Annotated in this window: 12 protein-coding genes; 9 read left to right on the top strand and 3 right to left on the bottom strand. The window is 51.4% G+C overall.

Annotation, left to right across the window (positions count from 1 at the left end):
• The first annotated feature begins 107 nt into the window (after window positions 1-107).
• The gene (locus tag ACI48K_RS10545; protein WP_475027561.1) at window positions 108-2264 is read left to right on the top strand and encodes a HelD family protein; all 2157 of its coding nucleotides are present in this window, start codon (window positions 108-110) and stop codon (window positions 2262-2264) included.
• Here the strand turns inward: ACI48K_RS10545 and ACI48K_RS10540 are convergent.
• Window positions 2259-2987, bottom strand: a complete 729-nt coding sequence (locus ACI48K_RS10540; RefSeq protein WP_475027560.1) for an HNH endonuclease — start codon at window positions 2985-2987, stop codon at window positions 2259-2261. The two genes, ACI48K_RS10545 and ACI48K_RS10540, sit on opposite strands and share 6 nt — an antisense overlap.
• Before the next feature lie 127 nt (window positions 2988-3114).
• On the bottom strand, window positions 3115-3414 hold the full coding sequence (locus tag ACI48K_RS10535) for a CD3324 family protein (RefSeq protein WP_475027559.1): 300 nt from the start codon (window positions 3412-3414) through the stop codon (window positions 3115-3117).
• A gap of 378 nt (window positions 3415-3792) precedes the next feature.
• On the opposite strand from ACI48K_RS10535, the gene ACI48K_RS10530 reads away from it, so the two are divergent.
• On the top strand, window positions 3793-5106 hold the full coding sequence (locus tag ACI48K_RS10530) for a replication-associated recombination protein A (protein WP_475027558.1): 1314 nt from the start codon (window positions 3793-3795) through the stop codon (window positions 5104-5106).
• A gap of 200 nt (window positions 5107-5306) precedes the next feature.
• On the opposite strand, the gene mnmA is transcribed toward ACI48K_RS10530, so the two are convergent.
• Window positions 5307-6449, bottom strand: coding sequence for a tRNA 2-thiouridine(34) synthase MnmA (gene mnmA / locus ACI48K_RS10525; protein WP_475027557.1), 1143 nt, complete (start codon window positions 6447-6449; stop codon window positions 5307-5309).
• Window positions 6450-6717: 268 nt separating this feature from the next.
• Here mnmA and cymR point away from each other — a divergent pair, with 268 nt between their 5' ends.
• The 7 genes from cymR (at window position 6718) to ACI48K_RS10490 (ending at window position 13778) form a co-directional block, all read left to right on the top strand.
• Entirely contained in the window at window positions 6718-7137 is a 420-nt protein-coding gene (cymR, locus tag ACI48K_RS10520; protein ID WP_475027556.1) for a cysteine metabolism transcriptional regulator CymR, read from the top strand.
• Window positions 7138-7300: 163 nt separating this feature from the next.
• The gene (locus ACI48K_RS10515; RefSeq protein WP_475027555.1) at window positions 7301-8809 is read left to right on the top strand and encodes a beta-N-acetylhexosaminidase; all 1509 of its coding nucleotides are present in this window, start codon (window positions 7301-7303) and stop codon (window positions 8807-8809) included.
• Window positions 8810-9078: 269 nt separating this feature from the next.
• Window positions 9079-9891, top strand: a complete 813-nt coding sequence (locus ACI48K_RS10510) for an IucA/IucC family C-terminal-domain containing protein (RefSeq protein ID WP_475027554.1) — start codon at window positions 9079-9081, stop codon at window positions 9889-9891.
• Window positions 9892-10105: 214 nt separating this feature from the next.
• Window positions 10106-11257: a cysteine desulfurase family protein gene (locus tag ACI48K_RS10505; RefSeq protein ID WP_475027553.1), complete on the top strand. Its 1152-nt coding sequence runs from the start codon at window positions 10106-10108 to the stop codon at window positions 11255-11257.
• 91 nt (window positions 11258-11348) lie between these two features.
• Complete coding sequence (locus tag ACI48K_RS10500; protein WP_475027552.1) at window positions 11349-11852, top strand: PRC-barrel domain-containing protein; 504 nt, start codon at window positions 11349-11351, stop codon at window positions 11850-11852.
• Window positions 11853-11883: 31 nt separating this feature from the next.
• Window positions 11884-12093, top strand: a complete 210-nt coding sequence (locus ACI48K_RS10495) for a hypothetical protein (protein ID WP_475027595.1) — start codon at window positions 11884-11886, stop codon at window positions 12091-12093.
• Window positions 12094-12338: 245 nt separating this feature from the next.
• Entirely contained in the window at window positions 12339-13778 is a 1440-nt protein-coding gene (locus ACI48K_RS10490; RefSeq protein WP_475027594.1) for a PTS mannitol transporter subunit IIBC, read from the top strand.
• Window positions 13779-13850 lie beyond the last annotated feature (72 nt).

Raw genomic sequence — 13850 nt, 5'->3', positions numbered from 1 at the left:
CGCCTTTTTCCCGTTCGAATGATATAATGGAACTCCTTTTGACTCCGGGACATCATGAGTAGATTGAGTTATTTTGCGGAGAATACACCCTTAGGAGGTAACTGAAAGTGGATGATTTTCAAAGTGCCTATCAAGAAGAGAAGGAGCGGCTTGACCGCACCTTGGAAACGATCGACAGGCAGCTGCAGGCGCTGCGCAGCATCCCGGTATACACGGGGCAGGACTTTACGGAGCAGCTGCTCGAGGAGAACCGGGCGTCCGGACGCAAGCAGCTTGAGCAGTCCTCACGCGAGCCGTATTTCGGCAGGCTGGATTTTGAAGAACAAGGGAAGCACAAAACACCGCTTTATATCGGGAAAGTCGGGGTCGGCGATCCTGACGGAAAAGAACCGATCGTCATCGATTGGCGCGCCCCGGTCGCGAGTCTGTTCTACTCCTTCACCGGCGGGGATGACGCTTCTTACGTTGCTCCTGAAGGTTTGATCGAAGGTTTGGTGTATCTGAAACGGAACGTCGTCATCCGCAAAGGAATTCTGGATCGCGTCGTCGACACGTTTAACCGGGACAGCGACGGGCCCGCCGTTTCCGACGAGTTTCTCGTTTACCGGCTGGGTGAAAACAAGGACAACCGCCTTCGCGACATCGTCTCTACCATCCAAGCCGAGCAGGATCAGATTATCCGGGCGGCCAAAAACACGGCGCTGATTATTCAAGGCGTAGCCGGGAGCGGAAAAACAACCGTGGCGCTGCATCGGCTGGCCTTTTTGCTGTATCAGTACCAGGAACAAATCAAGGCGGAGCGAATGGTTATTTTTGCTCCCAACCATATGTTTATCGATTATATTTCCGAAGTCCTGCCAGAGCTGGGGGTCGGGGATATTCAACAGAACACTTTTAGCGACTGGGCGGCGAAAGTGTTGGAACTGGATTATTCTCCCGCAGACGGAACGGAATCGCTGTCGCGCTGGTTTGACGGAGAGGACCGGGAGTCTGGACGAAGTCCGGTTCATAGCGAGGAGCTGCCGGGAAGATTCAAGGGTTCGATCCGTTTCAAAGAGATGCTGGATGAAGCATTGGCCGATATCGAATCCCTATGCGTGCCCGAAGGGGATTTTGAGCCCTGGGACGGAGCGCGCCTCGCCAGGAAGGAAATCCTGCAATGGTTTGAGGGAGAATACCGTCACTACCCGGTGGCTCGGCGTAAAGAACGGGTGCTGGCGCGGATTCACCGCTGGATCGAAATGGAGCTGAAAAAATCGCCTTCGGCCGCGGCGCTGAAGGAACGGAAGAAGAAGGCTCAGCAGCGCGAGAAGGCTTATGCCGGCAAATGGCCTGAACTCGAAGCGGTGGCGTTGTACCGTGAATTGTTCGGCATCAAGAAAAGCAAAGCCGCCGGTCTGCTCGATCTTTCGAACCGCATACCCAAGGGAATCTGGCGGGAGACGCAGGCGAATTTGAAGAAGGGCGCTATCAAGGAAGAGGATTTGCCCGCACTGCTGTATCTGTATTCGCGCATTCACGAAATCGAAGGGAACATGACCTTCGACCATGTGGTGATCGATGAAGCGCAGGATTTCTCGCCGTTCCAGGTTGCCGTGCTGGATCTGTTCGTCAAGGGGCATTCGTTTACGATTCTGGGGGATTTATCACAAGGCATCCATTACTACAAGGGAGTCCGCAACTGGGATGAAATGAAGGCTTTATTCGAGCCGGATCAAACCGCTTATTTCGCTTTGACGCGGAGCTACCGTTCCACGATGGAAATCATTGAATACGCGAACGAAATTCTGAAAAAGGGAGTCGGAGCGGATTTGCTGGCCGTGCCGGTGTTCCGAAGCGGCGATCCGGTCCGTTTATTGGACGCTTCCGGCGTGCGGAGACATGGGGCGATTCGTCATGCTCTTAATCAAGCGTTGTCCGGCTCATACCGTACGGCGGCGCTGTTGACGCGGACGATGCGCGAGGCGGAAGAAGTTCATGCCTACTTGCGGCAGGAAGGCGTGGAGGCGAGTTTAATCGAAGGCGATAAAACCCAATATGCCGGAGGCATTTCCGTACTGCCCGTATATCTTTCCAAGGGCTTGGAATTCGACGCGGTCATTGTAACGGATGTCGATCAACGGCATTATGGGCCGAAGGACGCCAAGCTCCTGTATGTAGGCTGCACCCGCGCGCTGCATGAGTTGTGGTTATTGCATGGCGATGCTTTGCCGGAATACGCGGTTTCGGAGCCAACCGATTTTGCGGCAAGAGTCGCCTTATAATTCATCATCCATAAAATCTTCCAGGCTCCGGGCGGCCTTGCTCTGATTGCATTCGGAACAAGCGCAAACGCAGTTCACCGGCGTGGTATGCCCGCCTTTGGCTCTCGGGAGCAGATGATCGATCGTGTCGCCGTATTCGCCGCAGAAGAAACAGGTGTAATTGTCCCTGGTCAAAATATAGCGGCGGAATGCTTTATTGCTGTAGAGTCGGCGGATTGTGTGACGGTTAACGACGATGGCGGCATGTTCTTTGACAAGCGTCACGGCCAGATCAAAGTCAATCTCCTGCTGCCACCGACTGCCTTTATCCGTGCGTCCCCGCATATGGATCATTCCGCGGCGGTTGGGACGAAGCGTGCGCACGTCCGGCCCTTCGCTGACAGGGGGAGGAGCGGGCAGCGTTTGTTTGATGCGGCGTTTTGGCGCCGCCGCGGCCCCGAGGGACAAAGCGGCGGCCGAACCCGCGCGGTCTTTGGATGCCGAAGAAGCCGGCTTCGCGGCCGGTGCGGCTTTGGGTTCGCCAAGCCCGGACAGGGAGAGAGCCGCGGCTTCTTCTTTTCTAAGCGCTCGGCAGCTTCGGCAGGCGCCGCGGCGGGATCCTTTGCCGGATCGTTTTCCCGTGCGGCGCAAAAAATCGGACAAGGGCTTGATTTGCCCGCAATAGGCGCATTGTTTGGTTAAACCGGCTTCCACGGAGGAAGCCGGTGTTTTGTCTTGCTGCATTTATAAGTCACCTCAGATTCGGATAAGGGCGGAAACGTACTTCTTATTATACCTGAAGAGATATGAATATAGCCAAGACCGCGGGTCTTGGCTAGGTTGGTTTGTCGTATAGAGCAGCATGGCAGGTTCAATCGATGGCCTGTGCTGCTTGAGGCCGCGCGGATCGCATTTTGGTCAATATTTTACGAATGCTCTCTTCGGATAAATGATATCTTTCCGCGAGCTGTTGGACCGAAGTTCCGGTCCGGTAATAGCGGTAAATTTCTTCGTTCCGCTTGGCGATCGAGGTGCGGGAACCGCTGAGCTCTCCCCAGAGCGCTCTGGAGCGTTCCGGTTTGGGAATGTAGAGAAGCTCGCCTTGAATGTAGCTTTGCAGTTCCTTCAGCAGCCTAGGGGGAAGTATATCCTTCCCGTTTTTGTAGTTCACGATCATGTTCCTCCCTATTTCGTGGTCCAACTTCCGGCATTGTGACGAGATAAGTAAGCATGGCCGTTAACTCCCCCTTTCGGCGTAAAGTAAAATGGTGATATCCATTATTTTAACACAGGTTGCATCTACCTTAAACAGAAATAAGGGGGGCTGAAACAGCCCCCCGCATGAGATCTCCGCGTTAAGCGGAGACCACCTCACTCACTGAAATCACTTCGATCAGCCCCCTTTCCCGTGATTCGTCGGCCCGACATCTATATTAACTCATAGTTTCGTCCCGAGGGATAGCGAAAGAACAACTATAAATGTTTTTTACGGTGAGGAATGCTAGAATATAAAGATAGACATGTTGTAATCGAGGAAGTGGAAACCAAGATGGATTTGTTCTCATATAGCCAGGAACAGGGAACCTCGGGAAGACTGCTCGCCGACCGGATGAGACCGACTATGCTCGAGGAATACATCGGGCAGGAGGAAATCATCGGACCCGGCAAACTGCTCCGGCGCGCAATCGAGGCGGACCAGGTCTCGTCCATACTGCTTTATGGGCCGCCCGGATGCGGAAAAACGACGCTGGCCCACATTATTTCGAATCATACGAAAGCCGAATTCGTGCGGCTGAATGCGGTCGATGCCTCCGTTAAAGACGTGCGGGAAGTGATTGAGAAAGCGCACAACGACAAGGCTTTTTACGGCACCAAAACGATTCTGTTTCTGGACGAAGTACACCGCTTCAACAGCTCGCGGCAGGACGCCTTGCTGCCTGCGGTCGAGAAGGGCACGATCATATTCATCGGAGCCACGACGGAGAACCCGTTTCATTACGTCAACGGGGCTTTGATGAGCCGTTCCACGCTGTTTCAACTGCAGCCGCTGACGAAGGAGCATTCCCTTATCGCGATGCAGCGTGCATTGGCCGATAAGGATAAAGGCCTCGGCTTCATGAAACTGGAGGTCGACGAGGAGGCGCTTCAGCACATCGCATCCATGGCCAACGGCGATATCCGCCGGGCTTTGAACGCTCTGGAGCTGGCTGCGCTAACGACGCCTCCGCAAGGGGACGGCACCGTTCATATTACGCTCGGCGTGGCCGAGGAATCGATTCGCAGACCGCTCGTCAAAGCGGACGAGTCGACGCAATACGATGTCCTGTCGGCGTTCCACAAGAGCATCCGGGGCTCCAGCGACGCTGCCGTGTTCTGGTTTCTGTACGCCGTCGAAAAGCTGGGGATGGACCCGATGACCTTCATCCGGCGGCTGATCGCCGCCAGCAGCGAAGATATCGGACTTGCGAATCCGCAGGCCATGGTGCAAGCAGTCAGCGCGCTCGAAGCCTATCGCAACAACGGTTGGCCCGAGGCGAAGCTTAACGTCGTCCAAGCGATTCTGTTTGCCGTGGAGAGCCCCAAATCCAATGGCGTCGCGATGGCTATCGCGAACGCGATGGACGCGATGGAAGAGGTCAAATCCGCCGAAGTGCCGCTGCATTTGCGGGACGCCCATTACAAAGGCTCGGTCAAGCTGGGGCATGTCGGCTATAAATATCCGCACGACTATCCCGGACATTACGTGAAGCAGGAGTATCTTCCGGCCAGTCTTTCGGGCCGGTCGTTCTATGATGCGACGGAACAGGGAAACGAAGCCAAAATCCGGCACAATCAGCAGCTTCGACGCAGAGGGGATGAATAGGGGCTGCTAGTTCGGATACATCCTTATTCAGCGTTTTTGGAACAAAACAAAAAATAGCGGTAATGTTTTGGCCTTATTCATAGAACTGAACGGTTCGAACGACTCAAAAACCGGCGGCCCCATGAATTTAGCGACAAAAAATACCGCTATTTCTCTATGTCAGGCGTTTTCAAACCCAATAACGCCTTTTTGCATTCTTATTAGTTTTGCGCCAAAGCCCCTGCTTCAAGTTCCCGTACCTTAACGTGCGCTTCGATCGTTCCTCCGCCCAGGCATTCGTCGCCTTGATAGAAAACAACGGCTTGACCCGGGGTGATTGCTTTTTGCGGTTCATCGAATTCCACCAGCATTGTGCCGCCTTCTTGCGGGATCAAGGTCACTCCTTGATCCGGTTGACGGTAGCGGAACTTCGCCGTGCATTTAAAAGCTTCCTTCGGCAGTTTGCCGGCTCCCTCGATCCAGTTGACGCCGGAAGCGTTCAGCGCTGTGGAATACAGGCTTGGATGCTTGTCGCCTTGAACGACATACAGGATGTTCTTTTCCAGATCTTTTTCGGCGACAAACCACGGTTCACCCGTGCCCGACCCGCCGATGCCCAGCCCTTGGCGTTGTCCCAAGGTATAATACATCAGGCCATCGTGACGTCCTTTGATTTCTCCGGTTACGATATCCACCATATCCCCGGATTTGGCCGGCAAATAGTTGCTCAGAAATTCCCGGAAATTGCGCTCTCCGATGAAGCAGACGCCGGTGCTGTCTTTTTTCTTCGCCGTGTAGAGACCGGCTTCTTCGGCAATTCGCCGTACTTCCGGCTTTGGAAGATGGCCGATCGGGAACATCGCTTTGGACAGTTGCTCCTGATTTAAAGCGTTCAGGAAATAGGTTTGATCTTTATTGCCATCCACACCGCGAAGCAGCTTGTATACGCCATCCTCTTGCACAACGCGGGCGTAGTGACCGGTAGCCACGTAATCCGCGCCCAAATCCAGCGCTTTGTTCAGGAATTCGCCGAATTTGATTTCCCGGTTGCACATGACATCGGGATTAGGCGTGCGGCCGCGCTTATATTCCTCCAGGAAATAGGCAAATACTTTATCGTAATACTGCTTCTCGAAGTTTACGGTATAGTAAGGGATATCGATTTGCTCGCAAACGCGACGGACGTCTTCGGCGTCCTCTTCGGCCGTGCAGCGTCCGAATTCATCGGTATCGTCCCAGTTTTTCATGAATATGCCGATGACGTCATATCCCTGCTGTTTCAACAGGAGCGCCGTCACGGATGAATCGACGCCGCCGGACATGCCGACGATGACGCGGGTCTCGCTATTGGGCTTGCTAGTCATATAATCACTCCTTTAGGCACTTTTAGCCCTGTCATTATTTTATCATAAGTTGTCTACCATATACGATATAGGGTATTTGCTCGCATTTGTTTTCCAAATGACATCTGTTATGGTACGATAAACAGAGGTTAAAGATAGGAATAGGGAGGTATGCATCAAAACCTGGTGCATTCCGGCGGTTTGTATCGAAATTGGACTGTATCCCGTCTTTAATGAATCGAACTCCAATTATATAAAGTTTATTTGAAAATTGAAAGAGGTGGCTTCTTTGAAGATTTCCACAAAAGGACGCTATGGCCTAACGATTATGATGGAGTTGGCCGCTAAATTCGGCGAAGGGCCAACTTCCCTGAAAAGCATCGCCGAAAAAAATCAATTATCCGAACATTACCTCGAGCAATTGATTGCTCCGCTGCGCAACGCCGGCCTTGTCAAAAGCGTGCGAGGGGCGTATGGCGGATATATTTTGTCGAGAGATGCCGGCGAAATTACGGCGGGTGAAATCATTCGCGTGCTGGAAGGTCCAATCTCCCCCGTTGATTTTACGGAAGAGGACGACCCGGCCAAGCGCGACTTGTGGCTTCGCATCCGCGACAGCATCGCCGAAGTGCTCGACTCCACAACTTTGGAGAATTTGATCAACTTTGAGGAGCATGGCGCGAAAGAGAATTATATGTTTTACATCTAAAGCAAGGGCAATGAGCTTCAAGCCGATTGCATAAACAAAAACAGCCTTCCGGGAAATCTTGAATTTCTCGGCAGGCTGTTTTTATTTGGAACAATCTATTATAGAATTGGATCGGGCGATGTTAAATAAGGCGGATTATCTCAGGGTATGAAAGGTGATGTAAATGCAAAGTAAAGATGAGACGAACTATTCTTTACCCGGCGTACAATCATATATGGCGACTTCTTCCGAAAAATGGCGACTGACGGCCGCATCCCGGTTGCTGATTGTTCAGAACGCGAGATCAATAGGCAATGCAAGCTTGGATCAAACGGTTTCTCTGCTTCAATCCGAGTCGGCAAGCTTGCGTCTGCCGGATGATTACGGATTACCGATTCATAAAGCGATGATTTCCGAAGCTATCAAGGGTGATTTGGTTATCGAATTGGGAGAACCTGCCGAAACGGATCATCCTGAAGGGTATTCCATTGAGATCGGCGACTACGTCAAGGTAACCGCGCCCAATGAGCGGGCGTTGATGTACGGAGTGAGAACGGTTTTGCGGCAAGCGCTCCGGAGAGGCTTTATACAATATGGAAAAATTACGGATTATCCCGTAATGAACGAACGGGCGCTGCATATCGATATCGGCAGGAAGTTTTTCACCTGCGCTTGGATAAAACAACGGATCAGGGAAATGTCCTTTTTAAGACTGAACACCTTGCAGCTTCATTTTTCCGAGAACGAAGGCTTTACTTTGGCAAGCAAACGCCATCCCGAGGTGATGTCGGAGCCATACTTAACGAAGGAAGAGGTTTCGGATATTATTGATGAAGCCGCGAAATACCATATTGCGATTATCCCCTCGCTCGACTCCCCCGGTCATTTGGGATATGCGCTCAAATCGCATCCGGACTGGCTGCTCAAGGACTCGGAGGGAAACGCGGCAAAAGGCGCCTTGGACATCACCAATTCGGACGCCAGAGCATTTGTTTTCGACCTGATCGACGAATATGCGGAGCTGTTTAATAATAGCTCTTATTTTCACATCGGCGGAGACGAATTCATCGATTTCGAGCAGTTCGAGTCCTTTCCGCAGCTTTCCGCTTATGCTCAAAAAGAGTTGGGACTGCCTGACGGCACAGGAGTCGACGCCTATATCGATTATATTAATAAGGTGGCGGATTTTCTGGAGGATAAAGGCTTTACGGCGCGTGCGTGGAATGATGGGCTGTACCGCTCCAATCAAGTTCAGCGAGTAAAATTGAAGCCCTCCATTCAAATCGGCTACTGGACCAAGTGGCATTTCCAAATGGCCGAGGTGCAAACCTTCTTCGATAAGGGGCATGAGGTCATTAATTTTAACGATTCCTATTTTTATTATGTTTTGGGCGAAAATGCCGGATACCAATACCCTATGGGCGAAAAAATATACGATTCCTGGCAACCGGGCTTGTTCCCTAAAATAAGCGAGACGGCCAAGCAGGAATATTCAAAGCCGTACCCGGAGGGCTTGATAGGTTGTTCTTTTGCGATTTGGTGCGACACTCCGACCGCTCAAACCGAAGAGCAGGTAAGCGCCGGGATCATCGATCCGCTTAAAGCGATGGCCGAATTGGCTTGGATCGGAGAAAAGCGTTACGAAAGCTTTGAACAACTGAAAAAAGCGGACGATAAAATGAATTTGGCGTAATTTCCCGCTCTTTTATATTTGCAGTCGACATGCTCCCATGGAAAGGCGATGAACAAGATCCGCCGCTCTGCCATAGGAGTTTTTTTTATATGTCATATACGCATTTCGGATAATGCCTTTCCCCCGATTCGAGAATTACGCCAGTAAAAAAAGCGGTGCTCAACAATTATTTGATAATAATAATCAATTTCGTTGACACATCTAAATATTTTAAATTAAAGTAAAGGCGACAGCCTTAAATGCAGAAAAGAAAAAAAGAGGGAAAATCGATGATGCTAGCAATAGAACCGGATGAAATCGGTGTGATGACGAGGGAATACCGCTTGGCGCTTGAGCCGTCCCAAGACAGGATGTTTTCCATACCGGCCGCCGATTTGCTGGATGCGGACAAATGCATGGCCTATCTGAATAAAATGGCCGACATTTACGAAGGGCCTTCCCAAACGGTAAATGTGTCTCTTTTTGCCAAGCGGTACAGTTTTCTGGTCGCCGCATCCAGCCTGTATGCGATGAGCGTGCTGAACAAGGGGCTGGATTACTCCGTCGGCAATTGCCATATCGAATCAAGCTTTCAAGGAGAAGCCTGGCTGCCGAAGGTGCGCTTGGCCGACTGGCGCTGCTCGGAGCCGAAGAAGGGCGGCCGAGCAGAGTGGCGGGATGGCATCATTTATTCCGTGTTTGCAGAAAATATCGCTCGGGTCTGGGACACCGTTTCACGTCTGGCACCTATTTCCAAAGCCGTTCTGTGGGAAAACACGGCGATTTACATCTATTCGTTCTACGAGAACAAATTCATGGCCGAGTCCGGAGAAACGGAAAAGGAGCGGATCATGGAGGATTTCGGCTACTTGCTCAAGGAAGCGCCTGCGTATCTTTTTGCCGAAAAGAAAAATCCGCTGGCTGTCTACGACAGCCCTAAAATAACGGCTCCGGATTCGGAGAAGCCCATTCGCGTCCGTAAAACCTGCTGCCAGTACTACCAGGCCTCGGATAAACCAGAAAACTACTGCCGTGTTTGTCCCAAAAGAGTTTTAGAGAGAGGGGGGACGAATTCGAGCGGAGCACCTGGCCGGTCAAGCTGATCATTCGCCCGCTGCTCGAATCGGACGCGTGCCGGGAGCCATGCCTTCAGGTAAAGGAGTCGGCTTTAATCCCTTTAAAGCATTATAAACTGTACAAATTTGAACTTTAGGATTATGATGTAAAATACGAATGCAAACAGATATGGAAAACTGCAGCCGTCCCGCTTCGGGACGGTCATTGCGTTTTATAACACTTTTGGATAGGGTGGTCCCCATGAAAAATATATATTTGGATCATGCCGCATCCACGCCGATTCGCCGCGAGGTGGCTGAAGCGATGATGGCGGTCATGACCGAACAATTCGGCAACGCCTCCAGCGTTCACGCGTTTGGACGCGCCGCTAAGCGATTGGTAAACGGTTCGCGGGACCGGCTCGCGTCCGTGCTCGGATGCCGTCCCGAGGAACTGGTCTTTACCGGCGGCGGAACGGAAAGCGATAACCTGGCTTTGTTCGGAACGGCGGCTGCCCGCTCGGGACGGGGACGGCATATCATCACAACCGCAATCGAACATCATGCCGTGCTTCATTCCTGCGAGCGGCTGGTGAAAAACGGCTATGATGTCACGTATCTGCCGGTCGATCGGTATGGGCAGATTCATCCGGAGCAGGTCCTCGAGGCGATCCGGCCGGATACGATCCTGGTCAGCGTTATGTATGGGAATAACGAGATCGGCACGATTCAGCCTATCGCCGAAATCGGCCGAATCACCTCCGAACGCGATATCGTTTTTCACGTCGATGCCGTTCAGGCGCTCGGCTCGCTTTCGATTTCCTGCAGCGAGCTGCCGGTGGATCTGATGAGCTTCTCATCCCATAAAATCAACGGCCCGCAAGGCGTTGGGGCCTTGTATGTGCGCCGCAACCTTCTGCTGGAGCCGCAGCAGTACGGCGGACTGCAAGAGAAAAAGCGCCGTGCCGGCACCGAAAACATGGCGGGAATCGCCGGCTTCGCCAAAGCGGCTGAACTTACCGCCGCAGAGCGGGAGGAGCGGGTTCGCCAGGATGAGGCGCTTTGCCAAACGCTGCTGGACGCCTTAAATCGGCACGTGGGAGAAGGCCGTTATCACATCAATGGCCATCCTACCGAACGTCTTCCCCATATCGTCAACATCAGCTTCCCCGAATGCGATACCGAAACGATGCTGATGAATCTGGACGTCGAAGGCATCGCCGTTTCCAGCGGTTCCGCCTGCACTTCGGGCTCACTTGAGCCGTCCCATGTTTTGGAGGCGATGAATTTGCCGCAAAATCTTTTGCGCTCCGCGATTCGATTTAGCTTCGGATTGGGTAATACTAGTCAAGAAATGGAGTATACTGCAGAAAAAATTGGAACCATTTTGGACCGTCTTCGTAAAAAAAGTTAAGTGGGCGACTATTTAAAGGTAAGGGCCTATATTCTCTTTTGCGAAAGGAGGTTGCCGAAGGTTCCGGTTTAGGCGGGGAGTGGCTTAACGCATGAGAATGCAAGAAATGATCGGCCTGGCCGTATTTGATGTGGAAAGCGGCAAGCGGATAGGGAAGGTCTTCGACATTCTGCTGGATAAGGACTGGTCGATCAAAGGCATCCAGTTGGACGGCAAAGGATTGTTTTCCTCCGACATTAAAGCGGTGCCTTGGGAAGATATCGTCGCATACGGCGAGGATGCCGTGATGATTCGTAATCAACAGGCTGTCCATAAATGGGAAGCCGAGAATATACAGCTTACCTTTCAGTCGGGTAACGGAAAACTGAAAGAACTACCCGTTCTCACGGAGGATGGGGTGATGATTGGTCATGTTACCGATGTTTATTTTGAACATGAATTGGGAAACACAATTACAGGAATGGAAATTAGTGACGGTTTTTTTGCCGACTTGATGGAAGGGCGAAAAATGCTGCCTTTTATGCCTGAATTAACCTGGGGGGAAAATGTCATCATGGTGCCCCCGAACAGTGAGCAGATGCTGGAAAGACCATGAATTCTGATAACGGATAGGTGATTAATGAATGATGAAATGCCCAAACTGCAACTCTAAAGATATAGGCAAAATCGGCTCCCATCAATTTTACTGCTGGGGCTGCTTTATCGAATTAACCGTTAACGGCGAGAAAATGTCCGTTTATCAAGTTGAGGAAGACGGTACGCTGAGCTCGCTTGACGATCTGTTTTTCGGCGATGAAATGGCGCAAGAATTTCCGCAAATTCATGCTTCTTCATAATGTATATTCGGTTTTTGATATGGAAATGCCTAGAGCTGTCCCGCTCATCAATACGATGAACGGGCGGCTTTTTTTATTTTATTCGGTTTGGCAGGGATGCCTTCTTAAATCTTGTCAACAATAATCATGACGAAACCGCATTTTCATTTGATTGAGTAAGAAAGCGCTTTGAATTACGATGAAATCAAGGAACATGATACAAGTGCTCCCCAGACAATATTTAAGGAGGTCTTCTCTTTATGGCTATGGCTACTGCGAGAGAAAAAGCATCCGGATCCGGTGGGATCAGGGTAAAATTACAACAATTTGGCCGTGCGCTGAGCGGCATGGTTATGCCGAACATCGGCGCTTTTATCGCCTGGGGTTTAATAACCGCATTATTTATTCCGACAGGCTGGATACCAAGTGAATATTTCGGCAAACTCGTAAGCCCTATGATTACGTATTTGCTTCCGCTCCTGATCGGTTATACCGGCGGGCAAATGGTTCACGGCAAACGCGGCGCCGTTATCGCGGCGATTGTGACCATGGGGGTTATCGTGGGAACCGACATTCCGATGTTCCTTGGCGCGATGATTGTAGGTCCTTTGTCCGCTTGGATTCTCAAGCAATTCGACAAGGCGATTGAAGGTAAAATCCGCTCCGGTTTCGAAATGCTGGTCAACAACTTCTCCATCGGTATTTTTGGCCTCATCATGGCACTCGGAGCATTCTCCGGTATTGGTCCGGTCGTTGAAGCGGTCAGCAAAGCGTTGTCTTCCGGCGTAAACTTCCTGGTTAACGCGCATCTGCTTCCGCTCGTCAACATCATTATTGAACCTGGTAAAGTGCTGTTCTTGAACAATGCGATCAACCACGGCGTTATCACGCCGATCGCTTCCGAAGAAGCGCTTCGGCTCGGCAAATCGATGTTGTTCATGCTGGAATCCAACCCTGGTCCAGGTCTTGGCATCCTGCTCGCTTACTGGTTGTTCGGACGCGGCATGGCGAAGCAGTCGGCGCCTAGTGCCATCATTATCCACTTCCTCGGCGGGATTCATGAAATCTACTTCCCTTACATCCTGATGAAACCAATCCTTATTCTTGCAGCGATTGCAGGTGGGGTTTCCGGTACGTTTATGTTCCAATTAACCGGAGCAGGTTTGGTAGGCGCGCCGTCGCCGGGCAGTATCCTTACCTATTTCGCCATGACGCCAAGAGGCGGATATATTCCAATGCTCAGCGGTGTAGTGGTAGCGACGGTCGTATCCTTCCTTGTTGCTTCGGTGCTGCTCAGAACGGGCAAACAAGTAGATGATGAGCACGAACTGGAAGAAGCTGCAGCCAGAATGAAAGCAATGAAAGCTGCCGGCACGAACAACCAAGTTTCCGCTGTTGTAGCGGCTCCCGTTCGTCAAGTCAGCAAAGAAAATGTGAACAAAATTGTCTTTGCTTGCGATGCAGGTATGGGCTCCAGCGCGATGGGCGCTTCGGTATTGAGAAAGAAAATGCAGGAAGCCGGCGTTAATGTAACGGTTGTAAATTCGGCGGTCAGTGAGATTCCGGCCGACGCGGATATCGTTATCACCCAAAAAACGCTAACGGATCGCGCAAAAGCGAACAGACCGGATGCGGAGCATATTTCGATTGATAATTTCCTGAAGAGTCCCGCATACGACGAGCTGGTTGAACGGCTGAAAGGCTGATCGTTCCTTGCTCACAGGGGCAAAACACTGGCGAAACTTCGCCGGTGTTTTGCCGTTATTTTCAAGGGGGAA

The sequence above is a fragment of the Paenibacillus terrisolis genome (genome assembly GCF_056171975.1).
Note: the sequence above shows the minus strand (reverse complement) of the source record. Positions and strands in the feature narration are given on the sequence as shown.